The organism is Terrabacter sp. 05T424 (genome assembly GCF_056396225.1).
Window position 1 is genome coordinate 282,854 of record NZ_JBFTLB010000003.1, and the last position, 24,754, is coordinate 307,607.

The 24,754-nt window shown below is 70.9% G+C and carries 21 protein-coding genes; 18 read left to right on the forward strand and 3 right to left on the reverse strand.

The features are described from left to right. Positions 1 to 193 precede the first annotated feature (193 nt). A complete protein-coding gene (locus AC1DE0_RS10505) occupies positions 194 to 3,475 on the forward strand; it encodes a GH92 family glycosyl hydrolase (RefSeq protein ID WP_478100078.1) in 3,282 nt (1,093 codons plus the stop codon). Here AC1DE0_RS10505 and AC1DE0_RS10510 read toward each other — a convergent pair. After that, positions 3,462 to 4,391, reverse strand: a complete 930-nt coding sequence (locus AC1DE0_RS10510; RefSeq protein WP_478100080.1) for a prolipoprotein diacylglyceryl transferase — start codon at positions 4,389 to 4,391, stop codon at positions 3,462 to 3,464. The two genes, AC1DE0_RS10505 and AC1DE0_RS10510, sit on opposite strands and share 14 nt — an antisense overlap. A gap of 474 nt (positions 4,392 to 4,865) precedes the next feature. Between AC1DE0_RS10510 and AC1DE0_RS10515 the strand changes: the two genes are divergently transcribed. The 7 genes from AC1DE0_RS10515 (at position 4,866) to AC1DE0_RS10545 (ending at position 11,097) form a co-directional block, all read left to right on the forward strand. Next, entirely contained in the window at positions 4,866 to 5,420 is a 555-nt protein-coding gene (locus tag AC1DE0_RS10515; RefSeq protein ID WP_478100082.1) for an HIT family protein, read from the forward strand. 26 nt (positions 5,421 to 5,446) lie between these two features. Then, entirely contained in the window at positions 5,447 to 6,070 is a 624-nt protein-coding gene (pgsA, locus tag AC1DE0_RS10520) for a phosphatidylinositol phosphate synthase (RefSeq protein WP_478100084.1), read from the forward strand. Next, entirely contained in the window at positions 6,067 to 7,050 is a 984-nt protein-coding gene (locus AC1DE0_RS10525) for a phosphatidylinositol mannoside acyltransferase (protein WP_478100086.1), read from the forward strand. Before pgsA ends, AC1DE0_RS10525 begins: the two co-directional genes overlap by 4 nt. After that, positions 7,047 to 8,216 carry a glycosyltransferase family 4 protein gene (locus AC1DE0_RS10530; RefSeq protein WP_478100088.1) on the forward strand — a complete coding sequence of 390 codons (1,170 nt, stop codon included), beginning with the start codon at positions 7,047 to 7,049 and terminating at the stop codon, positions 8,214 to 8,216. The genes AC1DE0_RS10525 and AC1DE0_RS10530 overlap by 4 nt, the downstream gene beginning before the upstream one ends. Next, the gene (locus AC1DE0_RS10535; protein ID WP_478100092.1) at positions 8,213 to 8,764 is read left to right on the forward strand and encodes a hypothetical protein; all 552 of its coding nucleotides are present in this window, start codon (positions 8,213 to 8,215) and stop codon (positions 8,762 to 8,764) included. Before AC1DE0_RS10530 ends, AC1DE0_RS10535 begins: the two co-directional genes overlap by 4 nt. A 202-nt stretch (positions 8,765 to 8,966) precedes the next feature. Continuing rightward, entirely contained in the window at positions 8,967 to 9,893 is a 927-nt protein-coding gene (gene pdxS / locus AC1DE0_RS10540) for a pyridoxal 5'-phosphate synthase lyase subunit PdxS (RefSeq protein WP_478100135.1), read from the forward strand. 181 nt (positions 9,894 to 10,074) lie between these two features. After that, on the forward strand, positions 10,075 to 11,097 hold the full coding sequence (locus tag AC1DE0_RS10545) for a DUF4037 domain-containing protein (protein WP_478100096.1): 1,023 nt from the start codon (positions 10,075 to 10,077) through the stop codon (positions 11,095 to 11,097). Here AC1DE0_RS10545 and kynU read toward each other — a convergent pair. Beyond that, positions 11,090 to 12,343, reverse strand: coding sequence for a kynureninase (gene kynU / locus AC1DE0_RS10550; protein WP_478100098.1), 1,254 nt, complete (start codon positions 12,341 to 12,343; stop codon positions 11,090 to 11,092). The two genes, AC1DE0_RS10545 and kynU, sit on opposite strands and share 8 nt — an antisense overlap. 168 nt (positions 12,344 to 12,511) lie before the next feature. Between kynU and pdxT the strand changes: the two genes are divergently transcribed. The 10 genes from pdxT to AC1DE0_RS10600 all read left to right on the forward strand — a co-directional run bounded on the left by pdxT (position 12,512) and on the right by AC1DE0_RS10600 (position 23,158). After that, a complete protein-coding gene (pdxT, locus tag AC1DE0_RS10555) occupies positions 12,512 to 13,192 on the forward strand; it encodes a pyridoxal 5'-phosphate synthase glutaminase subunit PdxT (protein WP_478100137.1) in 681 nt (226 codons plus the stop codon). Then, complete coding sequence (locus AC1DE0_RS10560; protein ID WP_478100100.1) at positions 13,189 to 13,947, forward strand: YebC/PmpR family DNA-binding transcriptional regulator; 759 nt, start codon at positions 13,189 to 13,191, stop codon at positions 13,945 to 13,947. The genes pdxT and AC1DE0_RS10560 overlap by 4 nt, the downstream gene beginning before the upstream one ends. A gap of 177 nt (positions 13,948 to 14,124) precedes the next feature. Beyond that, complete coding sequence (ruvC, locus tag AC1DE0_RS10565) at positions 14,125 to 14,790, forward strand: crossover junction endodeoxyribonuclease RuvC (protein ID WP_478100102.1); 666 nt, start codon at positions 14,125 to 14,127, stop codon at positions 14,788 to 14,790. Beyond that, positions 14,787 to 15,389 (forward strand): Holliday junction branch migration protein RuvA, encoded by a 603-nt coding sequence (gene ruvA / locus AC1DE0_RS10570; protein WP_478100105.1) that lies wholly within the window; start codon positions 14,787 to 14,789, stop codon positions 15,387 to 15,389. The genes ruvC and ruvA overlap by 4 nt, the downstream gene beginning before the upstream one ends. Then, positions 15,386 to 16,513 (forward strand): Holliday junction branch migration DNA helicase RuvB, encoded by a 1,128-nt coding sequence (ruvB, locus tag AC1DE0_RS10575; protein WP_478100108.1) that lies wholly within the window; start codon positions 15,386 to 15,388, stop codon positions 16,511 to 16,513. Before ruvA ends, ruvB begins: the two co-directional genes overlap by 4 nt. A 253-nt stretch (positions 16,514 to 16,766) precedes the next feature. Then, on the forward strand, positions 16,767 to 17,144 hold the full coding sequence (gene yajC / locus AC1DE0_RS10580) for a preprotein translocase subunit YajC (RefSeq protein ID WP_478100110.1): 378 nt from the start codon (positions 16,767 to 16,769) through the stop codon (positions 17,142 to 17,144). Between the two features lie 7 nt (positions 17,145 to 17,151). Next, positions 17,152 to 19,080, forward strand: a complete 1,929-nt coding sequence (gene secD, locus AC1DE0_RS10585; protein ID WP_478100113.1) for a protein translocase subunit SecD — start codon at positions 17,152 to 17,154, stop codon at positions 19,078 to 19,080. Further along, complete coding sequence (gene secF, locus AC1DE0_RS10590) at positions 19,077 to 20,237, forward strand: protein translocase subunit SecF (protein WP_478100115.1); 1,161 nt, start codon at positions 19,077 to 19,079, stop codon at positions 20,235 to 20,237. The genes secD and secF overlap by 4 nt, the downstream gene beginning before the upstream one ends. 67 nt (positions 20,238 to 20,304) lie before the next feature. Next, a complete protein-coding gene (locus AC1DE0_RS10595) occupies positions 20,305 to 20,829 on the forward strand; it encodes an adenine phosphoribosyltransferase (RefSeq protein WP_478100117.1) in 525 nt (174 codons plus the stop codon). Between the two features lie 28 nt (positions 20,830 to 20,857). Continuing rightward, positions 20,858 to 23,158: a RelA/SpoT family protein gene (locus tag AC1DE0_RS10600; RefSeq protein ID WP_478100119.1), complete on the forward strand. Its 2,301-nt coding sequence runs from the start codon at positions 20,858 to 20,860 to the stop codon at positions 23,156 to 23,158. 75 nt (positions 23,159 to 23,233) lie between these two features. Here the strand turns inward: AC1DE0_RS10600 and AC1DE0_RS10605 are convergent, their stop codons facing one another. After that, positions 23,234 to 24,589, reverse strand: coding sequence for a DUF349 domain-containing protein (locus AC1DE0_RS10605; protein WP_478100140.1), 1,356 nt, complete (start codon positions 24,587 to 24,589; stop codon positions 23,234 to 23,236). Positions 24,590 to 24,754: the final 165 nt, after the last annotated feature.

The window sequence follows — 24,754 nt, forward strand, 5'->3', positions numbered from 1 at the left end:
CACCGCTAGCACGACCGACGACGTATGCCGTCGGGGGAGGTCGGCCGTCGCGTGACCCGGCCCGGCGGCATACGTCCGTTCTTGTCCGATGTCGCGCGTCCATCGGACAGGACAACGGTGTCGGGTTGCCGGACATGTGGCACGTCACGAGGCTCGGGCAGGACACCGTCGTCCTCCCGTGAAGGAACGCCCCATGCGCATCGTGCTCAGATCGCTCGGCACCCTCGTCCTCGCTGCGACCGCCCTCGGGCCCGTGCTGCCGTCCGGCGCACCCCCGACGGCTGCGGCGGCCGAGCCGCTCGTCGAGTCCGTCAACCCGTTCATCGGCACGCAGGACAACGGGAACACCTTCCCCGGTGCCAGCGCGCCCTTCGGCATGGTCCAGGTCAGCCCGGACACCGGGGGAGAGGGCGGCTACGACTACTCGCAGAAGTCGATCTACGGCTTCAGCCAGACGCACCTGTCGGGCGTCGGCTGCCCTGTCGTCGGCGAGCTGCCCGTCATGCCGACGAGCGGCGCCATCACGACCGTCGACGCCGCGCGCTACGCCTCGAGCTATTCGCACTCCGACGAGGAGGCCAGCCCCGGCTACTACCGCGTCGGTCTGCCGACCTACGGGGTAGGGGCCGAGCTGACGGCGACGGACCGGACCGGGTGGCAGCGGTTCACCTTCCCGGCCGACAAGGCGGCCAACGTGCTGCTCAACACCGGCAAGGCCAACATGCGCGTCTTCGACTCCGAAGTGCACGTCATCGGCGACCGCGTCGTCGAGGGCCGCATCCACGACGGCAACTTCTGCGCGGGCAAGGACGAGCACACGGTGTTCTTCCGCGCCGAGTTCGACCGCCCCTTCAGCTCGTTCGGCACCTGGAGCGGGTCGACGCTGACCAGCGGGAGCCGGGACGCCGCCACCACCAACGGCGGAAACGGTGCGGCCGTGACCTTCCCGACCGGCACCACCTCGGTGACGATGAAGGTCGGCCTCAGCTACACGGGCGCGGACGGAGCCCGCGCCAATCTCGCGAAGGAGACGGGCGACGGCTTCGACTTCGACGCGACCCGCGCGGCCCTGACGCAGCGCTGGGAGCAGCAGCTCGGCCACGCACGGATCACCGGTGGCTCCGCCGAGCGGCGCACGGCGTACTACTCGGCGCTCTACCACTCGCTCATGCACCCGAACCTTGCCTCCGACGTGGACGGGAGGTACCACGGCTGGGACGGCAAGAACCACATCGCGGACGGCTACACGCCGCGCCAGAACTTCTCGCTCTGGGACACCTACCGGCCGCAGAACCAGCTGCTCGAGGTGCTCGCCCCCGACGTCGCCCGGGACTCGTACCTGTCGGTGCTCGCGATCGGGCGCGAGGGCGGCTGGCTGCCGCGCTGGGCCCTCGTCAACAGCGAGACGAACATCATGACCGGCGACCCCGTGACGCCCTTCCTCGTCGAGGGCTGGAGCAAGGGCTTCCTTGCCGGCCACGAGGCGGAGGCCTACGCCCTGCTCAAGCAGAACGCGACCGAGCAGCCGCCCGCCGACAGCCAGTACAACGGGCGGTCCGGCCAGCACTACTACGAGAACCTCGGCTACATCCCGTTCGGCCTGCGCGTCGGCACCGACTGCGTCTCGCACGGCGGTGACAACGACTGTGCCCACCCGGCCTCGGCCACGATGGAGTACGCCGCGGCCGACGCGTCGCTCGCGATCATGGCCAAGGGCCTCCGCCACACGGCCGACGCGTCGATGCTCACCGAGCGCAGCGGCTGGTACAAGAACCTCTGGGACGCGGGCACGCAGGCGTTCCGACCGCGGATGAGTGACGGCACGTGGCTCGACCCGTACGACCCGGTCGAGGCGTCGCACGCCTTCCACGAGGGTGGCTCGTACCAGTACCAGTGGCTCGCCCCGCAGGACCCGGCCGGCCTGGTGAAGCTCATGGGCGGCCGCGCGACCACCGAGAAGCGGCTCGACGACTTCTTCGCCTACGACAAGCTGCTGGCCGACCCGGCCGGCACCGCTCGCACCGACTGGATCGAGGCGACCTACGCCTACTACAGCAAGCCGACCTACAACCCGAACAACGAGCCCGACCTGCTGGCGCCGTACATGTACGCGTGGGTGCAGCAGCCGGCGAAGATCGCCACCGTGGCCCGCGCCGCCTTCACGCTCTTCACGGACGGCGCCGACGGCATGACCGGCAACGACGACCTCGGCACGATGAGCGCCTGGTACGTCTTCTCCTCGTGGGGTCTCTACCCGACGATGAGCGGCGCGAACTCCTTCGTCGTCAGCTCGCCCCAGTTCGAGCGCGTCGACATCGACGTCGCCTCGCCGACGTCGGTGCGCACCGGCCAGGGCGGCAGGCTCACGATCACGGCGCCGGGCGTGTCAGACGACCGGCGCTACGTCCAGACCCTGACGGTCAACGGCTCGAAGACCACGAAGAGCTGGGTCGGCTGGGGCGCCCTCCGCCGTGGAGGCACCGTCGCCCACACCGTCGGCACGGCACCGAGCCGATGGGGGACGACGCCCGCCGACGTGCCGCCCTCGGCGGTCCAGGCGACGCGAGACCCGCGCCTGTCGCTCTCGATGACGGCGCGGCCGAACCCGGTCGTCGTCCCGACGGGTGCGCGGGAGGCTCGACTGTCGGTCGATCTCGTCGGACAGGCGCCCAGCAGCCTCCCGGTGCAGGTCGATGTCGCAGCGCCGCAAGGCTGGTCGGCGACGGTGGGTGCGAGCGGTGACGGCGCGGTCGTGCTGCACAGCAACGGGGTGCCGGCCAGCGCGTCGGTGCCCGTGACCCTGAAGGTGCCGGCCGGACTCGGCGTCGGGACCCACGACGTGCGCGTCAGGGCGTCCGCTCCCGGCGTCGAACCGGTGACGAGGGTCGTCACCGTGCAGCTGCAGGAGGCCCTCGCCTGCGTGGCCGGCGCCTCCGGCTGCGCCGTCGACCTCGCACCGGCCCGCAACCACGACGGCACGGCAACCGTGTCGGCGCCGAGCGACGGCAACTTCGACGACAGCGGGTGGAGCTACGACGCCGCGCTGCTGCCGACGGGCACGACCTGGGACTGGAACGGCGTGTCGTATGCCGCCCCGGTCACCTCGGGCACGACGCCGAACTTCGTCGAGGGCAGGGGGCAGACGATCCTCGTTCCCGCTGCCAGCCGGAGCGCGATCCACGTCATCGGCTCGACGCACAACGGAGACGTCTCCACCGCGCTGCGCCTGACCTACACCGACGGCAGCGTGCAGTCCGTGCCGGTCTCGCTCACCGACTGGGCCGCCGGCAGCGGTCACAACGGCAACCAGGTCGCGATCGCGATGGACCACCGGATCAAGGGCGGCTCGGGTGTCGACGGGCCACCGGTCCAGCTGTTCGGCGCGACGGTGGCGGCCGACCCGGGCAAGCAGCTGCAGTCGATCACGCTGCCCGGCGACGACCGCGTCGAGGTCTACGCCGTCAGTCTGGGCTGACCGTCGAGGGTTCCGGGTCCGGCGATGACGAGCGCCGGGCCCGGAACCGCACCAGACCGGCGAGGCCCACCACGAGGAAGACGGCCGACAGGTACTGCGCCTGGCTGAGGGCCCACGGCCCGTGCAGCTCGTTGACCCGGAACGGCTCGATGAGGAGGCGCTCGGCGGCGGCCAGCACGATCCAGAGGCTGAAGAGCCAGCCCGGGCGGAAGGTGTGCCGGCGCAAGGCCCACAGCACGCCGAAGAGGACGAGGCCCATGACCGTCTCCCAGATGGGGGTCGGGTGCACCCCCGGCGCCGGGATCTGGACGCCGACGATGTTCCCTTCGTACTGCTGTGCCCAGAGCCACATCGGCAGCCACCCCGGCTTGCCGGCCGGGTCGGCGGCGACGCCCCAGTCGCCGTCACCGGAGACCTGGCACCCGATGCGCCCGATGGCGTAGCCGAGCATGAGCGCCGGAGCGGCCGAGTCGAGGAACGGGGCGACGCGGATCCCCTTGCGTCGCAGCATGAGCACGCCGACAGCGGTCGCTACGACGAGACCACCGATGATGTTGAACCCGTTGCTGCTGAACACCTGACCGGCCGGGTCCGCGAGGGCTGCGCCGGGGTCCTCGAGCACGGAGAAGAGCTTGGCTCCGGCGATGCCGGACAGCAGCATCGCCGCCGCGAACGTCGTCGTGAACTCGTCGAGCTGTTCGAGCGACCCGGGGGCCTTCGCGTTGCCGTGGACCGCGGGCACGAGCTCTCCGTTCGCCCACCGGCGACGCAGCTCGAGACGCAGGACGAAGGTCGCGGCGACGAGAGCGACGAGCACGAGCAGCCCGAACATCGGCATGGGCAGCGGCAGGTCGGCGCCCGTGAGGGCCTTCACGACGTCGCTGAGGTAGGGATAGGACTCGTCCGGCGTGGGCACAGCCGGACCCTAGATTCCGCTCGCGCGCGGGGCAAGCTGTGCCCACAGGAGCGTCAGGTTCGGTGTGTCGCCACGGACACGCCGATTCTTACGCCGTGCGTCGAGAATTCTTCTCAGATCCTCTTGCCAGACGCTTCGCCGAGGTCTACAACTGTTCTTACCGATCCGCTTCGGCGGAACGGTTTCTGACTCACCTCGGTGAGACAGAACAGAAGGCCCGGGAACTCATACTTCCCGGGCCTTCACCTCTCTCTCAGCGCATCGTCGGCAGCGATCCGGCGCGCCTGCGGCACCTCGGCCCCGCGGCTCTCACACCCGCGGGGCTGATCTGCGTCCTGCCTCGGGAGCTTCGTCCGGGGCGTGTCGATTTCGGCTTCCACCCTGAGACACGGTTCAATGGTGTCGGCCCTGCGGTGTGTGAGACCGCAGGGCCACTCACGTTCCCGGCCCGCGGCGGCCCTAGGATCGACAACCATGACGGAGCAGGGGAGCGCGCCCGAGGCGGCCGAGGACTTCGCCCATGTCGAGGACGGCTTCCAGCGTCTCTGGACGCCGCACCGGATGGCCTACATCCTGGGCGACAAGCCGACCGAGGCGCCCGGCCACGGCTGTCCCTTCTGCTCCGCCCCGAGCAAGCCCGATGCCGAGGGCCTGATCGTGCACCGCGGCGAGCACTGCTACGTCGTCATGAACCTCTTCCCCTACAACCCGGGGCACGTGCTCGTCTGCCCCTACCGGCACGTGTCCCTCTACGTCGACCTGACGGACGAGGAGACGACGGAGTTCACCGCCCTGACGAAGCAGGCCATCCGGGCCCTCGAGGGCGCCTCGCAGCCGCACGGCTTCAACCTCGGCATGAACCAGGGAGCCGTCGCCGGGGCGGGCGTCGCCGCGCACCTGCACCAGCACGTCGTGCCCCGCTGGAGCGGCGACTCGAACTTCCTGCCCATCGTGGGTCAGACCAAGGCGCTGCCCGTCCTGCTGGAGGACACCCGGACTCGCCTCGTCGCCGCCTGGCCCGCGGGCTGAGCCGCGGTCGTTACGCTGTCACCACCATGCTCAACAGACTCCTACGCGCGTCGATGACCCGGATCCTCGCACCGATCGCCCACCTGTTCCTCCGCCTCGGCATCAGTCCGGACGTCGTCACGATCGTCGGAACGGTAGGGGTCTGCGTCGGAGCACTCGCCTTCTTCCCCCGCGGCGACATCTGGGTCGGGGTGCTCGTCATCACGGCCTTCGTCTTCTCTGACAACGTCGACGGCATCATGGCCCGCGAGTCCGGGCGCTCCAGCAAGTGGGGCGCCTACCTCGACTCGACCCTCGACCGCATCGGCGACAGCGCCATCTTCGGCGGCCTCGTGCTCTACTACGCCGGCCCGGGAGCGAACTTCTGGATGGCGGGTCTCGCGCTCGCCTGCCTGATCCTCGGCAGCGTCGTCTCCTACGCCAAGGCGCGCGCCGAGGGCCTCGGCTACACGGCCGACGTCGGCATCGCCGAGCGGGCCGACCGGCTGGTCGCCGTCCTCGTCGCCGCCTTCTTCGCCGACCTCTTCAACTCGACGCTGCTCCTGGGCGTCGTGCTCGGCCTCCTGGCCGTCGCCAGCTTCGTCACCGTGCTCCAGCGCATGATCACCGTGCGTCGCCAGGCCCTCGCCTCGGGCGAGGTCGGCGCGTGACCTCCGTCGTATGCCGGGCCACCGACACCGTCAGCGTCCTCGGCTTCAAGATCGGCTGGTCGGCCGTACGCGCTCTCCCCGAGTGGGCGGCATACGCCCTCTTCGACCGGGTGGCCGACCTCGCCGTCCGGAGGGGTGGCAAGGGGATCGAGCGGCTGCGCTCGAACTACCGGCGGGTGCGCCCCGAGCTCGACGAGCGCGAGCTCGACCACCTCGTGGCGGCGGGGATGCGCTCCTACATGCGCTACTACTGCGAGGCCTTCCGCTTGCCGTCGCTGAGGCGCGAGCAGATCGACGCCGCCGTGGTCACCAAGGGGGCCGAGGAGGTCGCCGGGCTGTCGGCCCGGGGTGAGGCCGCGGTCGTGTTCGTGGGTCATCTCGGGAACTTCGACCTCGCCGCTGCGTGGTCGGCGGGCAACCTCATGCCCGTGACGACCGTGGCCGAACGCCTGAAGCCCGAGGAGGTCTACCAGGAGTTCGTCGCGTTCCGGCGCTCGATCGACATGGACATCATCCCGCTGACCGGCGGCGACGACCCCTTCCACGGGCTGCTCACGGCCGCGCGGGGCGGCGGCCGGCTCATCGCCCTGGCTGCCGACCGTGACCTCACCAACGGTGGTGTCGAGGTCGACCTGCTCGGGCATCGGGCCCGCATGGCCAAGGGCCCGGCGGTGCTGTCGCTCATGACCGGGGTGCCGCTCTACGCCGCCCGCATCTGGTACGAACCGGCACCTCGAGGCGAGGGGCTCGGCGGTCACCGCACCGTCATCGAGTTCAGCGACCGCCTCGTGCCTCGCGTCGAGGGCACGACGGGGGCCAAGGCTGCCGACCTCATCCAGCAGTGCGCCGACCACCTCGCCGTCACGATCCGCGAGCACACGTCGAGCTGGCACATGCTGCAACGGGTCTTCGTCGACGACCTCGACCCGTCCAAGGACCCGGTGCACGACGCCTCCAGGGCCGCCGGGGCGACCCCATGAGGGTCGGCATCGTCTGCCCGTACTCCTTCGACGTGCCGGGCGGGGTGCAGTTCCACGTGCGAGACCTCGCCGAGCACCTCATCGGCCAGGGGCACGAGGTGTCGGTGCTCGCGCCCGCTGACAGCGACACCCAGCTGCCGCCGTACGTGACGTCCGCCGGCCGCGCGACGGCCGTGCGCTACAACGGCTCGGTCGCGCGCCTCAACTTCGGGCCCGTGACGGCCTCCAAGGTGGGGCGCTGGCTCGACCAGGGCGAGTTCGACGTGCTCCACCTGCACGAGCCGGTGACGCCCAGCGTCAGCGTGCTCGCACTCATGGCGGCCGACGGCCCCATCGTCGCGACGTTCCACACCTCGATGCTGCGCTCGCGCACGATGCAGACGGCATACCCCATCATCCGGCCCAGCCTCGAGAAGATCGCGGCCCGCATCGCTGTGAGCGAGGACGCGCGTCGCACGGTCACCACCCACGTGGGTGGCGACGCGGTCGTCATCCCCAACGGGGTCTACGTCGACCGGTTCGCGTCGGCGCCCCGTTGCTCCGCGTGGATCGGCACGCCCACAGCCCCGACCATCGCCTTCCTCGGGCGGATGGGAGAGCCCCGCAAGGGCCTGCCGGTTCTCGCGGCGGCCCTGCCCGCGATCCTCAGGTCGGTGCCCGGGCTCCGGGTGCTCGTTGCCGGGCCGGGCGACGCCGAGGAGGTGACCGAGGGCTGGCCGGCCGAGGTCGTGGCGGCGTGCGAGTTCCTCGGCGCGATCTCCGACGACGACAAGGCCTCGCTCCTCGCGTCGGTGGACGTCTACGTCGCACCCAACACCGGGGGAGAGAGCTTCGGCATCATCCTCATCGAGGCGATGAGCGCCGGCGCCTGCGTGCTCGCGAGCGACCTGTCGGCCTTCTCGCGCGTGCTCGACGGCGGCGGCGCGGGTGCGATGTTCGCCAACGAGCAGCCCGACGACCTCGCGCGGGCCCTCGTCGACCTGCTCCGCACCCCCGAGCGGCGTGCCACGCTCGCCGAGGCCGGCCAGCAGCGGGCCCGGATCTTCGACTGGTCGGTGGTCGCCGACAAGATCCTCGCCGTCTACGAGACGGTCATCGAGGGCCGGGCCGCGGCGACTCCGGCCCCGGCCCGCTGGAACCGTTTCCTCCGCGGAGGTGCCCGGTGAGCGAGGTCCTGTCGTGGGTCTTCGCCGTCCTCTTCGTCCTGGTCGTCATCGCCTGGTACCTCAGCTACACGGCAGCGCGGCTCGACCGGCTCCACGTGCGACTGAGCGGAACCCTCGCGGCACTCGACGCGCGGCTCGTCCGCCGCGCCGAGGCGGCCGTCGAGCTCGCCAACAGCGGCCTGCTCGACGGGGCGACCTCGCTCATCCTCGCGAACGCCGCGGCGGGCTCGCTCGAGGCGCCGGCCGAGCACGGGGAAGACCGTGAGCTCGCCGAGAACGACCTCACCGAGGCCCTGGACGTCGCCCTGACTCCCGAGACCGTCGCCGACCTGCGGTCCACGGCCCTGGGCACCGACGTGCTGGCCCGGCTCAGCTCGGCGTGCACGCGCGTGCAGCTCGCCCGCCGCTTCCACAACGACGCCGTCACCGACGTCCGCCGCGTGCGGCGGAAGTGGGCGATCCGGGTCTTCCACCTGGCCGGCTACACACCGCTGCCACACACCGTCGAGTTCAACGACGAGGCTCCCGAGCACCTCGCGGTCGCCTGACCCACGCCTGACCCACGCCTGACCGACGCCTGACCGGGCCTGACCGAGGCGTGACCGACGCTTCGACGGAGCGACCTGCGTCACAGTGCCGGCTCCGGCCGCGGGGCCGCCGGCGGACCGTGTCGTGCGCCGTGCCCGCGGGGGCCTACCCTGTGTGCATCCCCAGCCCAAGATCACGGGAAAGCAGGACATCGTGAGCACCATCCCGACCACGGGCAGCACGCCCGCGGCTGACCAGCAGTCCACGAGCTCGAAGGGCACGACGCGCGTCAAGCGCGGCATGGCCGAGATGCTCAAGGGCGGCGTCATCATGGACGTCGTCACCGCCGAGCAGGCGAAGATCGCCGAGGACGCCGGCGCCGTCGCCGTCATGGCCCTCGAGCGCGTCCCCGCCGACATCCGCGCCCAGGGCGGCGTGTCGCGCATGAGCGACCCCGACATGATCGACGGCATCATCGAGGCCGTCTCGATCCCCGTCATGGCCAAGGCCCGCATCGGCCACTTCGTCGAGGCGCAGGTCCTCCAGAGCCTCGGCGTCGACTACATCGACGAGTCCGAGGTGCTGACGCCGGCCGACTACGCCAACCACATCGACAAATGGCAGTTCACCGTGCCCTTCGTGTGTGGCGCGACGAACCTCGGCGAGGCCCTGCGCCGCATCACCGAGGGTGCGGCGATGATCCGTTCCAAGGGTGAGGCCGGCACCGGCGACGTCTCCAACGCGACGACGCACATGCGCCAGATCCGCCAGGAGATCCGCCGCCTGCAGAACCTCCCCGCGGACGAGCTCTACGTCGCGGCCAAGGAGCTGCAGGCGCCCTACGAGCTCGTCAAGGAGGTCGCCGAGGCCGGGAAGCTGCCCGTCGTGCTCTTCACCGCGGGCGGCATCGCCACGCCGGCCGACGCCGCCATGATGATGCAGCTCGGCGCCGAGGGCGTCTTCGTCGGCTCCGGCATCTTCAAGTCGGGCAACCCGGCCCAGCGCGCCGAGGCCATCGTCAAGGCGACGACCTTCCACGACGACCCCGACGTCATCGCCAAGGTGTCGCGCGGGCTCGGCGAGGCGATGGTCGGCATCAACGTCGACGAGATCGCCCAGCCGCACCGCCTCTCCGAGCGGGGCTGGTGACCTCAGGGTCGCACTCAGCACACCCGGCCCACCGCTGACGTATGCCGCCGTGCCCCACCGGGTGCGGCGGCATACGTGCGTCATCGCCCTGACACCTCGTGTGTGCGCCGTCCGGGGTCCTGACCCCGCTTCGTGCACACACGGGCCGTGGCCCCCGCTCGCGTGATGGCAGCATCGGGGTGTGAGCCGTTCCGGAACCGAGCTGTCAGAGGCCTACTGGACCGAGGTCGTCGAGCCGGTGGTCCGTGGACGCTGGCCCGGGATGCCCTGTGCCGCAGCGCGGCTGGGGAGCGGGTCCGACGTGCTTGGCCTCGACGACGTCATGTCGCGCGACCACGACTGGGGCCTTCGCCTCAACCTCGTCGTCCCCGCGCCGGCCGTGCCCGAGGTCGACGCCCACCTCGAGTCGACGCTGCCGGCCTCCTTCCTGGGCCACCCGGTGCGGTTCGCGACGACGTGGGAGCCCGTCGTCCGGCACCGGGTCCAGGTCGACTCGGCGCGCGACCTGGCCGTGTCGCGGCTGGGGGTCGACCCGACCCGCGACCTCGGCATCGACGACTGGCTGTCGCTCACCGGCCAGGCCGTGCTCGAGATCGTCGGGGGCGCGGTCTTCGCCGACGACGCCGGCCAGCTGGACGGCATACGTCGTCGGTTGCAGTGGTACCCCGACGACCTCTGGCGTCACGTCGTGGCGACCGACTGGGCGCGGATCGGCCAGGAGCTGCCGTTCGTGGGGCGCACGGGGGAGCGGGGCGACGACCTCGGCTCGCGCGTCATCGCCAGCCGAATGGCCCACGTGACGATGCACCTCGCGCACCTGCTCGACCGGAGGTGGCCGCCCTACGCGAAGTGGCTCGGCACGAGCCTGTCCGCCCTCCCGTCCGCATCGGCCGTCGCCCGACCTCTCACCGACGCCGTCTCGGCCTCGCGGTGGGCCGATCGTGAGGCAGGACTGGTCGAGGCGCTCCGCGTGCTGGCCGGCATCCAGCGGGACGCCGGCCTGCCCACCGTCGACGACCCGGTCGAGCCCTTCTGGGACCGCCCGTTCGTCGGCGTCCGCGAGGACGTCGTGCGCCTGCTCGAGGACTCCGTGACCGACCCCGAGGTGCGGGCGCTGAGACGCGGCGTGGGGTCGGCGGAGCAGTGGAGCGCCAACGTCGACGTGCTCGTCGACGCCGCGCTCCGTCGACGACCCGTCAGGTGACGGCGCCCCGCTCGGCGAACTCCGGCTGCTCGAACTCGCGGCCGTCGAGCACCTCCTTCACGTGCACGGCTGCCCGGACGGCGTCGACGTGGGTCACGTAGAGCGGCGCGAAACCGAGCCGGATGATGTCAGGCTCGCGGAAGTCCCCGATGACCCCGCGGGCGATCAGCGCCTGCACGACGGCGAACGCCTGCGGGTGGCGCAGCGAGACCTGCGAGCCGCGACGGCCGGGCTCGCGCGGAGTGGCCAGGGGCAGGTCGACACCGAGCTCGTCGAGGGCGTCGATGAACGTGCCGGTCACCGACAGGGAGACGGCCCGCACGTCCGCAGGGGAGAGGCCGTCGTACGCGGTCAGCGCCGCCTCGAGGGCGAGCACCGACAGCAGGGGCGGGGTGCCGACCCGCGCCCGCGTGATGCCGGGTGCCGGCTCGTAGTCGGGGCGCATCTCGAACGGGTGGGCGTGGCCCTGCCAGCCGGTGAGCGGCTGGTCGAAGGTGTCCTGGTGGCGCTGGGCGACGTAGAGGAACGCGGGCGCACCGGGGCCACCGTTGAGGTACTTGTAGCCGCACCCCACGGCGAGGTCGGCGCCCCCGGCATCGAGGTCGACCTCGAGCACCCCGGCCGAGTGGCACAGGTCCCAGCAGGCCAGCGCACCCACTGCGTGGGCCGCCCGGGTGATGGCCGGCAGGTCCCAGACCTCTCCGGTGCGGTAGTCGACGCTCGAGTAGGACGCGAGAGCCAGGTCCTCGCCGATCTCACCGATCGCCGCCACCGCGTCCCGCGGGTGGACCCGGCGCACCTCCAGCCCCGCCAGCGCGGCGGCAGACTCGGTCATGTAGAGGTCGGTGGGGAACGAGTCGGGGTCGGTGAGCACCACGCGACGTCCCGGGCGCAGGCGTCCCGCACCGACGATCGCCTTGAACAGGTTGACCGACGTGGAGTCCGTGACGACGACCTGCCCGGGTGCGGCGCCGACGAGTCGGCCGACTGTGTCGCCGACCCGCGTCTGGGCACCCCACCAGTCGGCCTCGTTCCACGACCGGATGAGCCGCTCGCCCCACTGCCGGTGCATGACGTCGTCGACGACGGCCGGCACGGCACGGGGGAGGGCACCGAGCGAGTTGCCGTCGAGGTAGATGACACCCTCGGGCAGGTCGAAGCGGTCTCGCGTGTCGCGCAGCGGCGACTCGGCGTCCGCGCGCTCGGCGCGGGCGAGAAGGGCGTCGTGGGTGTGCACCGTCGTCATGGCCGCAACGTAGCCGGTGGGCTCACCGTGGCGTCAGGGCAGGTGCGGTGGCCGTCTCACATGCCAGACGGTTCGTCGGAGTCGGGCACGGGGGAGCCCCGCGTCGGGGCGGTCGCCGCTCCGCCCTACGCTTGCCCGGTGAGCACCACGACCACCAACGGCGAGACCATGACCGCGCCGTCAGCCGCAGAGACGGTGCGCATCGGCGTCCTCGCCGTGCAGGGCGACGTGCGCGAGCACCTCGCAGCATTGAGCGCCCTCGGCGCCGAGGCCGTCACGGTACGCCGCCCGTCCGAGGTCGAGCAGGTCGACGGGCTGGTCATCCCCGGTGGCGAGTCGACCGTCATGGACAAGCTCGTCCGCGCGTTCGAGCTGCGTGAGCCCCTGCTGCGCCGCATCGCGGAGGGCATGCCCGCGTACGGCTCGTGCGCCGGGATGATCATGCTCGCCGACCGTATCGTCGACGCCCGGCCCGACCAGCAGACCCTCGGCGGCCTCGACGTCACGGTTCGGCGCAACGCCTTCGGCCGCCAGGTCGACTCCTTCGAGCAGGACCTCGAGTACGCCTGGTCCGACCCCGGCGCGACCGGCACCGTGCACGCCGTCTTCATCCGCGCACCCTGGGTCGAGGAGGCCGGTCCCGACGTCCAGGTGCTCGCCCGCGCGGGCGAGGGAGCAGCCGCCGGTAGGATCGTCGCGGTCCGGCAGGGCAACCTGATGGCCACGTCCTTCCACCCCGAGGTGGGGGGCGATCGCCGGATCCACGCCGAGTTCGTCTCGATCGTCAGAGCGCACCGACTCCAGCAGTCCGGTGCCAGCCAGTCACCGGAACGCGAGGACACTGCATGAGCGGCCACTCCAAATGGGCCACCACGAAGCACCAGAAGGCGGCCAAGGACGCCAAGCGCGGCAAGCTCTTCGCCAAGCTCATCAAGAACATCGAGGTCGCGGCCCGTCAGGGCGGCGCTGACCCCACCGGCAACCCGACCCTCTACGACGCCATCCAGAAGGCGAAGAAGACGTCGGTGCCCAACGACAACATCGACCGCGCGGTCAAGCGCGCCTCGGGCGCCGAGGCCGGGGCGGCCGACTGGCAGACGATCATGTACGAGGGCTACGCGCCGAACGGCGTCGCGGTGCTCATCGAGTGCCTCACCGACAACCGCAACCGCGCCGCCGCCGAGGTGCGCACGGCGCTGACCCGCAACGGCGGCCAGCTGGCCGACCCGGGCTCGGTGTCCTACGTCTTCAACCGCAAGGGCGTCGTCACGGTCCTCAAGGAGGCCGGCTCTGAGGACGACATCCTCGAGGTCGTGCTGGAGGCGGGCGCCGAAGAGGTCAACGACAACGGCGACACCTGGGAGATCATCTCCGAGGCCACGGACTTCGTCGCGGTCCGCAAGGCGATCCAGGACGCCGGCATCGACTACGAGTCGGCCGAGGCGTCGTTCGTGCCGAACCTGCAGGTCCCGCTCGACCTCGACGGCGCGAAGAAGATGATCCGCGTCATCGAGGCGCTCGAGGACAGCGACGACGTGCAGAACGTCTTCGCCAACGGCGACATCCCCGACGACGTGCTGGCGCAGCTCGACGAAGACGAGTGAGCTCGTCCGGGCTGATGTGCCCATGCGCTCAGGTGCTCAGGTGCTCAGGTGCTCAGGTGCGGGAGGCACGCCGGTGACCGGCGTGCCTCCCGCCCTTTCGGGGGAGGGCGGTTAGCGTTGCCCCGAACACCTGTTCGGATCGCTCGTCGCCCCGACCACTGACCCAGGAGGTATGCCGTGCGCGTCCTCGCGGTCGACCCCGGGCTCACGCGGTGTGGCGTCGGTGTCGTCGACGGCGTGCCGGGCCGGCGCCTGTCGCTCGTCGAGGTGGGAGTCATCCGCACGCCGTCCACCGACCCCACGCCGAGGCGCCTCGTCGCGGTCGAGGACGAGATGCGGCTGTGGTTCGAGCGGCACCGTCCAGAGGCCGTGGCCATCGAGCGGGTCTTCGCCGACACCAACGTCTCCACCGTCATGGGCACCGCCCAGGTGACCGGCATCGTCATGATCATCGCCGAGCGACTGGGCCTGCCAGTCACCCTGCACACGCCCACCGAGGTCAAGGCCGCGGTCAGCGGCAGCGGTCGGGCCGACAAGGCCCAGGTGACGACCATGGTCACCCGGCTGCTCGGTCTCGACACCCCGCCCAAGCCGGCCGACGCCGCCGACGCCCTCGCGCTCGCGATCTGCCACGTCTGGCGCGGTGGCACCCAGAGCCGGCTCGAGGAGGCACGGCTCGCAGTGCTCGCGCGCACCGGCACCCAGGGCGGCGGCATACCCCGTCGGCTGCCCGCGGGCGGTGCACCGGCCGACCGTCGTCTGCGCACCGCCGCCGTCCGAACCACCCGCTCGACCCCCCAGTCCAGACCCAACCCGTCCAACCCTGGAGCCCAACCCCGATGATCGCCTCGCTCTCCGGCACCGTCCTCAAGGTCGGCCTCGACTCCGTCGTGGTCGGCGTCGGCGGTGTCGGCATGCTCGTGCACACGACGCCCGCCACCGCGACGTCCGTGCGGCTCGGGCAGCCCACCGAGCTGGCCACCAGCCTGGTCGTGCGCGAGGACTCCCTGACCCTCTACGGCTTCGCCACCGACGACGAGAAGCACGTCTTCGAGACCGTCCAGACGGTCTCGGGCGTCGGTCCACGGCTCGCCCTCGCCGTCCTCGCGGTGCACACGCCCGACGCGGTGCGGGTAGCCCTCGGCACGGGTGACCTCGTCGCCCTGACCAAGGTGCCGGGCATCGGCAAGAAGGGCGCCGAGCGCATGGTCCTCGAGCTCAAGGACAAGCTCGGCGCGCTGCCCGGCACGGGTGGCGTCGCCGAGCCCGTCCACCTCCACACCGGCGAGGCCTGGCGCGAGCAGGTGGGCGAGGCGCTGGTCGGGCTCGGCTGGACGGCCCGCCAGGCCGACGACGCCCTCGACAAGGTGGCACCCCTCGCAGCTGACGGCGCGGGGGTCTCCGCTCTGCTGCGTTCGGCCCTGCAGGAGCTCGGGCGATGAGCGTCGACCGGTCCTGGGACGTCGACGAGGCACCCGACGTGTGGGAGGACGGCTTCGACGCGACCGCTCGCATCGTCGACGCCGGCAGCGACACCGACGAGCGACAGGTCGAGGCTGCCCTGCGACCCAAGCGTCTCGACGACTTCCCGGGCCAGCCGCGGGTGCGCGAACAGCTCGGCCTCGTGCTCAAGGCGGCCCGACGCCGGGGCACACCCCCTGACCACGTGCTGCTCTCCGGGCCGCCCGGCCTCGGCAAGACGACGCTGGCCATGATCGTCGCCAGCGAGCTCGAGCAGCCGATCCGCATCACGTCGGGGCCTGCCATCCAGCACGCCGGAGACCTCGCCTCGGTGCTGTCGTCGCTCGCCGAGGGCGAGGTGCTCTTCCTCGACGAGATCCACCGCATGTCGCGCTCCGCCGAGGAGATGCTCTACCTCGCGATGGAGGACTTCCGCGTCGACGTCATCATCGGCAAGGGTCCCGGAGCGACCGCCATCCCGCTCGAGCTGCCGCCGTTCACGGTCGTCGGCGCCACGACCCGGGCGGGCTTGCTGCCGGCGCCGCTGCGCGACCGGTTCGGCTTCACCGGGCACCTCGACTACTACACGGCCGCCGACCTCGTGACGATCCTGCACCGGTCGGCTCGCCTGCTCGGCCTCGACGCCGACGACGACGGCATCCGCGAGATCTCCCTGCGCTCGCGCGGAACGCCCCGCATCGCCAACCGGCTGCTCCGCCGCGTCCGCGACTGGGCCCAGGTGCACGGCGACGGCCGAGTCACCCACTCCGCCGCCCGTCGGGCGCTCGAGCTGTTCGACGTCGACGAGCGAGGGCTCGACCGCCTCGACCGGGCTGTCCTGGAGGCCCTCTGCCGCCGGTTCAACGGCGGACCGGTCGGCCTGTCCACCCTCGCGGTCGCCGTGGGGGAGGAGCCCGACACCGTCGAGACCGTCGCCGAGCCCTACCTCGTGCGCGAGGGGTTCATGGTGCGTACGCCGCGGGGACGCGCCGCCTCGACGCTCGCCTGGCAGCACCTGGGCCTCACTGCACCGGTCGACGCACAGTCGCTCTGGTCCGCGACCCTGCCCATCGAGGAGGCCGGCGGAGGCCGATTCGACGCGTGACGCGCCCGCCGGGCGACGGCCTCGGCACCGCGCGTCACCCCGACCAGCGCGACCAAAACGTGACCCGGGCTTGCGTCTGAGGAACCTCACTTGGTCTGACAAACTGCACCGGCGCACGTAGACTCCTGCGGGCACCACCGCCGCTGCCGCGGCACCATCCGGTGCTCCCGGTCGTTGACGCGAGACCCGACCCGATCCGAAGGGTCGCGGTGTGCGCCGGACAACCGACGAAGACACGAAGGACTGAGCTGACATGAACAACAACGGGGCCTTCTCGTTGCTGATTTTCGCGCTGCCCCTGCTGCTGCTGGGATGGCTGTTCTTTACCCAGAACAAGCGGATGAAGCAGATGCGCGAGTTCAGCTCGTCGCTCAACGTGGGCGACCAGGTGGTCACCTCGTCCGGCGTCTACGGCACCGTCAAGCACCTTGACGACAGCACGGCCTGGCTCGAGATCGCCGAGGGCACCACGGTCCGCTTCGACCGCCGCGCCATCGCGACCAAGCAGGCCGACGCCGCGACGACGCCCGGCGCGCCGGCTGCCCAGGGCACCACCGGCGCCACCGGCAACAGCTCGGTTCCCGACGACGCCACGGACGCAGCTCCGGGTCCGCAGCAGAACGGTCAGTGAGGGTTTCGTGGCACGCAGCTCCACCAAGAAGTCGGCGAGACGCAGCCTCCTGGCGCTGATCGTCGTCATCCTCGGCCTCGGCGGCCTCGTCGGCGGTCTCGCCGCCTGGGGTGGCGGATCGACCACCCCGCGCCTGGGCCTCGACCTCGAGGGCGGCACGGAGCTCGTGCTCCAGCCCGTCCTCGTCGGCAGCGAGAAGATCAACGAGGGCCAGGTCAACCGCGCCGTCGACATCATCCGCCAGCGCATCGACGCCAACGGCGTCTCCGAGGCCGAGATCGCCACCCAGGGCGGCCAGAACATCGTCGTGTCGATCCCCGGATCGCCCACGCCCGAGCAGCTCGACGCCATCCGCAAGCCCTCGCAGCTGCGGTTCCGCGCCGTCTTCGTCCAGGCGCTCGACACCGCCGCGACGCAGGTCAAGCCGGGCAGCGGCGCCACCGGCACGCCGACCCCGACGGGCACCGCCACGGGCACTCCCACCGCACCGGCCACCGGCACGCCGTCCGCCACGGGGGCGGCGACGCCGTCGACGTCTGCGACCGCCCAGAACGGTGCCGTGCCCGACGCCCTGCGTGCTGCCACGACCCCCGCCACCCCGACCAGCACGACCAGCACGACCAGCACGGCGAAGCCCACCACACCGGCACCAGCCGCGACGACGGCCGCTCCTGCTGCGCCGACTGCGGCCCAGACCGAGGCCGCCATCAAGGCGCAGGCGGTCAAGGGCCTCACGGGCATCGGCTGGACCCAGGCCAAGGCCGACGAGGCAGCCACGAAGGTGGCCAAGCAGTACGTCGCCCTCGACTGTTCGGCCCCCGGCGCCGTCGACAAGATCGTCGACGACCCCGACCAGCCGCTCGCCACCTGTGGCGAGGACCGCACCACGAAGTACGTCCTCGGCCCGAGTGAGATCAACGGCAGCGAGATCGCCGACGCGAGCAGCGGCTACCAGCCCGGCCCGAACGGCCAGCCCACCTCGATCGTCGAGGTCGCGCTCTCGTTCAAGGACGCCGGCAAGGCCAAGTTCGCGGCCGTCACGAAGCGCCTCTACGGCCTGCAGTCCGAGCCGCCGCTCGACCAGTTCGCCGTCGTGCTCGACAAGAGCGTCATCACGGCTCCTCAGGCGCGTGCCGTCATCTCCGACGGTCGGGCGTCGATCACCGGGTCGTTCACCATCGACTCGGCCAAGCAGCTCGCCGAGCAGCTGAAGTTCGGGGCGCTGCCGATCTCCTTCGCCCTGCAGACGCAGGACAACATCACGCCCCAGCTCGGTGAGGAGCAGTTGCGCATCGGCCTGCTCGCCGGATTCGTCGGCCTGCTGCTCGTCGTCGTCTACTCGCTGATCCAGTACCGCGCGCTCGGGTTCGTCACCGTCGCCTCGCTCGTCGTGGCCTCGATCATCACCTACCTCGCGGTCACCGTGCTCGGCACGACCCACGGCTTCCGACTGACGATGGCAGGCGTCACCGGCCTCATCGTCGCGATCGGCGTCACGGCCGACAGCTTCATCGTCTACTTCGAGCGCATCCGCGACGAGGTGCGCGAGGGCCGTCCGCTCGTCGCGGCCGTCGAGACCGGCTGGAAGCGCGCCCGCCGCACGATCATCGCGGCCGACGCCGTGAACTTCATCGCTGCCGGCGTGCTCTACTTCCTCGCCTCGAGCAACGTGCGCGGCTTCGCCTTCACCCTCGGGCTGACCACGCTCATCGACCTCGCCGTCGTGATCCTGTTCACCCACCCGATGGTGCAGCTGCTCGCCCGCACGAAGTTCTTCGGCGGCGGCCACAAGTGGTCGGGTCTTGACCCGGAGCGCCTCGGCGCCAAGGACACCCTGCGTTACCGGGGCCGCGGCCAGTTCGGGTCGGCCGGCGCCCAGCGCCCACCCGCCACCGTGGGCTCGGCCCGCGTCGCCGAGGGGAAGGCCCAGGCATGATCAACTTCGCTCAGGTCGGCAACGACCTCTACACGGGCAAGCGCTCGATCGACTTCATCAAGCGCCAGAAGACCTGGTACGCCGTCTCGGCGGTGCTCATCGCTCTCGCCCTCGTCGGCATCTTCGTCAAGGGCCTGAACTTCGGCATCGAGTTCAGCGGTGGCTCCGAGTTCCGCATCCAGGGCGTCAGCAACAGCCAGGGCTATGAGGAGAAGGCGCAGACCGCCATCGCCGACGCCGGCATCCAGGGCAACGTCGTTTCGACGATCGTCGGGCAGAACACCGTCCGCGTGCAGTCCGAGGCTGCCTCCGAACGCACCGACGAGGCGACCACCGCCCTCGCCAAGGAGTTCGGCGTGCCCACCAGCTCGGTGAGCGCCTCGCTCATCGGACCCAGCTGGGGCCAGTCGGTGAGCCAGCAGGCGATCCAGGGCCTCGTCGTCTTCCTCATCCTCGTGACGATCGTCATGGCGCTCTACTTCCGAACGTGGAAGATGGCGGTCTCCGGCCTCGTGGCCCTGCTGCACGACCTCATCATCACGGTCGGCATCTACGCGCTCTTCGGCTTCGAGATCACACCGTCGTCGATGATCGGCTTCCTGACGATCCTCGGCTACTCGCTCTACGACACCGTGGTCGTCTTCGACAAGGTCCGCGAGAACACCGCCGAGGCGTTCCGCACCAAGCGGACCACCTACTCGGCGGCCGCCAACCTCGCCGTCAACCAGACGCTCGTCCGGTCGATCAACACGACCGTCGTCGCACTGCTGCCGATCGCCGCGGTCCTCGTCGTCGGCTTCACGCTGCTCGGCCCGGGCACGCTGCTCGACCTGTCGCTCGCGCTCTTCATCGGTATCGGGGTGGGCGCCTACTCCTCGATCTTCATCGCCACGCCGCTGCTGGTCGACCTGCGGCGCAACGAGCCGGCCGTACGCCAGCTCGACAAGTACGTGGCGCGGCACGGCGCCAAGACGGCTGCCGCTGGAGCGACGGCGGTCCCGGACGACTCGGTCGAGCCGGTCTCGGTCGGCTCCGACTCCACCGGGGCCGCGGCATCCGCCGCACTGCCCGACGGCGCACCGCGACCCGTGCACAAGTACGCCCAGTCCGCGGGACCGCGCAACCAGCCGAGGCGCGCGCCCAAGTCCCGCCGCTGACACAGGTGGCCCGCCACGGCGGGCCACCTGTCCGCACTTCCGCTCTCGACACCCAGCAGGAGCCGGCGTGAGCCAGACCAGTGACCTCGTGGCAGCGAGGGTCCGCGACGTGCCCGACTTCCCGAAGCCGGGCGTCGTGTTCAAGGACATCGCCCCGCTCCTCGCCGACGGGGCGGCCTTCAGGTCCCTCGTCGACGACATCGCGCAGCGCTACTCGGGTCGGGTCGACGTGGTCGCCGGCATCGAGGCTCGTGGTTTCATCTTCGGAGCGCCCGTGGCCCTCGCCCTGGGTGTGGGGTTCGTGCCGATCCGCAAGGCCGGCAAGCTCCCCGGTGACACCATCGCCTCCTCCTACTCCCTCGAGTACGGCACCGCCGAGGTCGAGGTGCAGGCCGACGCTTTCGTGTCCGGTGCCCGCGTGCTTCTCATCGACGACGTGCTCGCCACGGGCGGCACCGCAGCCGCGGCCTGTGAGCTGATCGAACGCGGCGGTGCCGAGGTGACCGCCCTCGAGTTCGTCATCGAGCTCGGCTTCCTCGACGGTCGCGACCGTCTCGCGGACCGGCCCGTCAACGCCATCCTCACGGTGTGACCTCGGGCCGACCGCCTAGACTCTCTTCATGAGCGAGGACGTCCGCAGCGAGCTGTCTACCCCGTCGCGGGTGCGCGCCCGCTTCGCCCGTTTCGGGGCGGCCCGCCCTGCGGGCAACCCGGTCCTCGAGCCGCTCATGACGTCAGTCCGCCAGAACCACCCCAAGGCCGACCTCTCGGTCATCGAGCGGGCGTATGCCGTCGCCGAGCACGCGCACGACGGGCAGATGCGCAAGAGCGGCGACGCGTACATCACGCACCCGCTGGCCGTGACCACGATCCTCGCCGAGCTCGGCATGACGCCCCCGACCCTTGCGGCAGCGCTGCTCCACGACACGGTCGAGGACACGGCATACGGCCTCGACGAGCTGCGGCGCGACTTCGGTGACGAGATCGCGATGCTCGTCGACGGCGTTACCAAGCTCGACAAGGTCACCTACGGTGAGGCCGCCCAGGCCGAGACGGTGCGCAAGATGGTCATCGCGATGGCGCGTGACATCCGCGTGCTCGTGATCAAGCTCGCCGACCGCCTCCACAACGCCCGCACGTGGCGCTACGTGAGCCCCGAGTCGGCCAAGCGCAAGGCGAACGAGACCCTCGAGATCTACGCCCCGCTGGCCCACCGGCTCGGCATGAACACCATCAAGTGGGAGCTCGAGGACCTCTCGTTCGCGACGCTCTACCCGAAGGTCTACGACGAGATCGTGCGCCTCGTCGCCGAGCGCGCGCCGGCCCGTGAGGAGTACCTCGCGGGGGTGCGCGGCCAGGTCACCGAAGACCTCACTGCCGCCAAGATCAAGGCTGCGGTCACGGGCCGGCCGAAGCACTACTACTCCGTGTACCAGAAGATGATCGTGCGCGGCCGCGACTTCGAGGAGATCTACGACCTCGTCGCGGTCCGCGTGCTCGTCGACACGGTGCGCGACTGCTACGCGGCGCTGGGCGCCCTTCACTCGCGGTGGAATCCGGTCCCGGGCCGGTTCAAGGACTACATCGCGATGCCGAAGTTCAACATGTACCAGTCGCTGCACACGACGGTCATCGGCCCCGAGGGCAAGCCGGTCGAGATCCAGATCCGCACGCACACCATGCACCGTCGTGCCGAGTACGGCGTCGCAGCCCACTGGAAGTACAAGGACCAAGCCAGCGGTGGCGGTCCCGCCCGTCCGGGCGAGATCACGCCGCAGAACGACATGGCGTGGCTGCGCCAGCTGCTCGACTGGCAGCGCGAGACCGAGGACCCTGGCGAGTTCCTCGACTCACTGCGCTTCGAGATGGGCAGCAGCGAGGTCTACGTCTTCACCCCGAAGGGCTCGGTCGTCGCGCTCCCGATGGGTGGCACGCCCGTCGACTTCGCGTATGCCGTCCACACCGAGGTCGGGCACCACTGCATCGGTGCGCGTGTGAACGGGCGGCTTGTCCCGCTCGAGTCGACGCTCGAGAACGGCGATGTCGTCGAGGTGCTCACATCCAAGGCCGACGGCGCCGGACCGTCGCGCGACTGGCTCCAGTTCGTCAAGAGCCCGCGCGCCCGCAACAAGATCAAGCAGTGGTTCAGCAAGGAGCGCCGCGAGGAGGCCATCGAGGCCGGCAAGGACTCCATCGCCAAGGCCCTGCGCAAGCAGAACCTCCCGCTTCAGCGGCTCATGAGCCACGACTCGATGACGGCGGTCGCGACCGACCTGCGCTACCAGGACATCGAGGCGCTGTACGCCGCCGTCGGTGAGGGACACGTCTCTGCCCAGCACGTCGTCGGCAAGGTCGTCGCCTCGATGGGTGGTGTCGACGGGGCCACGGAGGACCTCGCCGAGGCGACCGTCCCGACCCGCGCCGCCAGCCGGCGCAAGCCGGGCGACCCCGGCGTCGTCGTCGTCGGGACCGCCGACGTGTGGGTCAAGCTCGCGAAGTGCTGCACGCCGGTCCCCGGCGACCCCATCATCGGGTTCGTGACGCGGGGCAACGGCGTGTCGGTGCACCGCGTCGACTGCACCAACGCCGACCAGCTGACGGCCAACCCCGAGCGGCTCATCGACGTCGAGTGGGCGCCCAGCTCGGCGAGCGTCTTCCTCGTCCAGCTGCAGGTCGAGGCCCTCGACCGCAACCGACTGCTGAGCGACGTCACGCGTGTGCTGTCCGACCAGCACGTCAACATCCTGTCGGCCTCGGTTCAGACCTCACGTGACCGCGTCGCCATCTCGCGGTTCACCTTCGAGATGGGCGACCCGGCACACCTCGACCACGTGATCAAGGCCGTACGCCGCATCGACGGCGTCTTCGACGTCTACCGCGTCAATGGCAGCAAGTCGACTGACGCCGCCATGCGCTCCTGAAACACGCTGTCACAGCAAAGTGCCCACTCGACCGGATGATCGGTCGAGTGGGCACTTCGCCTTCGCTGTAGGGAATCAGCCGCCGAACTCGGCGACGCCGGCGCGGGCCTGGTCGAGCCACACCTGACGGGCTTCGAGGGCCTCACGCGCCTTGCGCACCTTGCCGGCGTTGCCCGAGGCCTCAGCCTTGGCGAGGTCATCCTCGAGGTCGGCGACGGCACGCTCGAGCTGGTCGACCATCGCCTTGGCGCGGGCGGCCACCTCGGGGTTGCTCGACTTCCACTTGCGGTCCTCGGCGTCGCGCACCGTCTGCTCGATCCGACGCATGGCCTTCTCGACCCGCTCCATGTCGGCCCGCGGCACCTTGCCAGCGGCATCCCACTTGTCCTGGATGACGCGCAGCTGGCCCTTGGCCTTCTCGAGGTCGGTGACCGGCAGGATGGCCTCGGCCTCGACGAGCAGGCCCTCCTTGACCGTGAGGTTGCCGCGGAACTGCTCCTCCTCGGCGGCGACGACCTCGTCCTTGGCCGCGAAGAACGCGTCCTGGGCCGCCTTGAAGCGTGCCCACAGCTTGTCGTCGTCGGACCGGCTGGCCCGGCCCGCACGGCGCCACTCGTCCATCAGGCGCTTGAAGGCACCTGCGGTCGCAGCCCAGTCGGTGCTCGTCGCGAGCTTCTCGGCCTCGGCGACGAGGCTCTCCTTCGCCGACTTGGCGTCGGCGTGCGCGGCGTCGAGTCCGGCGAAGTGGCTGCGGCGCGCCTTGTCGAAGCCGTTGCGGGCAGCACTGAAACGCTGCCACAAGGCCGACTCGGTCTCGCGGTCGAGCCGGGTGGCTGCGCGCTGGTGTGCCTTCCACTCGTCCAGCAGCTCACGCATGCGTGCGCCGCTGCTCTTCCACTGGATGCGGCTCTCGGGCTGGGCGGCGATCGTCTCGGCCTCGGCCACGATCTTCTCGCGCTCCGCAGTGGCGGCTGCGCGTGCCTCTGCCCGGTGCTGCTGCTCGAGGTTGCGCTTGGCTGCGAGCCCGGACTGGATCTCGTCGAGCTTCGCCGCGAGGGCATCGAGGTCACCGACGACCGTCGCGTCCTTCACCTGTGCCGCAAGAGTTTTCAGCCCCTCGGCGACGTCCTTGGAGGGGACCTCCGGCTGCGACAGTCGCTGCTCGAGAAGCACCGCCGAGGCGAAGAGCTCGTCGTACTTGCGCGCGAAGTAGGTCAGCGCCTCGGCGTCACTGGCGCCGGGGTAGGAGCCGACCTCCTGCTCGCCCTCCTTGGTGCGCACGAAGACCGTGCCGTTCTCGTCGACGCGACCGAAGGCGGCCGATGCCGAGTGGTCGGTCGTGATGACCGGGGGAGCGACGACGTTCGCCGCCGGGTGCGGCACCGCCCTGGCCAGCGCCGCCGGCGTCGGGATCGCGGACGGCTTCGGCACCGTTGCCGGCGAGGGCGCGGCCGGAGTCGCAGACTCGGCTGACTCGGCTGACTCGGCTGACTCGGCTGACTCGGCTGACTCGGCTGACTCGGCTGACTCGGCTGACTCGGCTGACTCGGCTGACTCGGCTGACTCGGCTGACTCGGCTGACTCGGCTGACTCGGC

Excerpts from the sequence above, each read along its gene's own strand:
- ruvA (WP_478100105.1), top strand. The coding sequence starts at position 14,787 with ATGATCGCCTCGCTCTCCGGCACCGTCCTCAAGGTCGGCCTCGACTCC.
- ruvB (WP_478100108.1), top strand. The coding sequence starts at position 15,386 with ATGAGCGTCGACCGGTCCTGGGACGTCGACGAGGCACCCGACGTGTGG.
- AC1DE0_RS10600 (WP_478100119.1), top strand. The coding sequence starts at position 20,858 with ATGAGCGAGGACGTCCGCAGCGAGCTGTCTACCCCGTCGCGGGTGCGC.
- pgsA (WP_478100084.1), top strand. The coding sequence starts at position 5,447 with ATGCTCAACAGACTCCTACGCGCGTCGATGACCCGGATCCTCGCACCG.
- yajC (WP_478100110.1), top strand. The coding sequence starts at position 16,767 with ATGAACAACAACGGGGCCTTCTCGTTGCTGATTTTCGCGCTGCCCCTG.
- kynU (WP_478100098.1), bottom strand. The coding sequence starts at position 12,343 with ATGACGACGGTGCACACCCACGACGCCCTTCTCGCCCGCGCCGAGCGC.
- AC1DE0_RS10560 (WP_478100100.1), top strand. The coding sequence starts at position 13,189 with ATGAGCGGCCACTCCAAATGGGCCACCACGAAGCACCAGAAGGCGGCC.
- pdxT (WP_478100137.1), top strand. The coding sequence starts at position 12,512 with ATGACCGCGCCGTCAGCCGCAGAGACGGTGCGCATCGGCGTCCTCGCC.
- secF (WP_478100115.1), top strand. The coding sequence starts at position 19,077 with ATGATCAACTTCGCTCAGGTCGGCAACGACCTCTACACGGGCAAGCGC.
- AC1DE0_RS10515 (WP_478100082.1), top strand. The coding sequence starts at position 4,866 with ATGACGGAGCAGGGGAGCGCGCCCGAGGCGGCCGAGGACTTCGCCCAT.
- AC1DE0_RS10505 (WP_478100078.1), top strand. The coding sequence starts at position 194 with ATGCGCATCGTGCTCAGATCGCTCGGCACCCTCGTCCTCGCTGCGACC.
- AC1DE0_RS10530 (WP_478100088.1), top strand. The coding sequence starts at position 7,047 with ATGAGGGTCGGCATCGTCTGCCCGTACTCCTTCGACGTGCCGGGCGGG.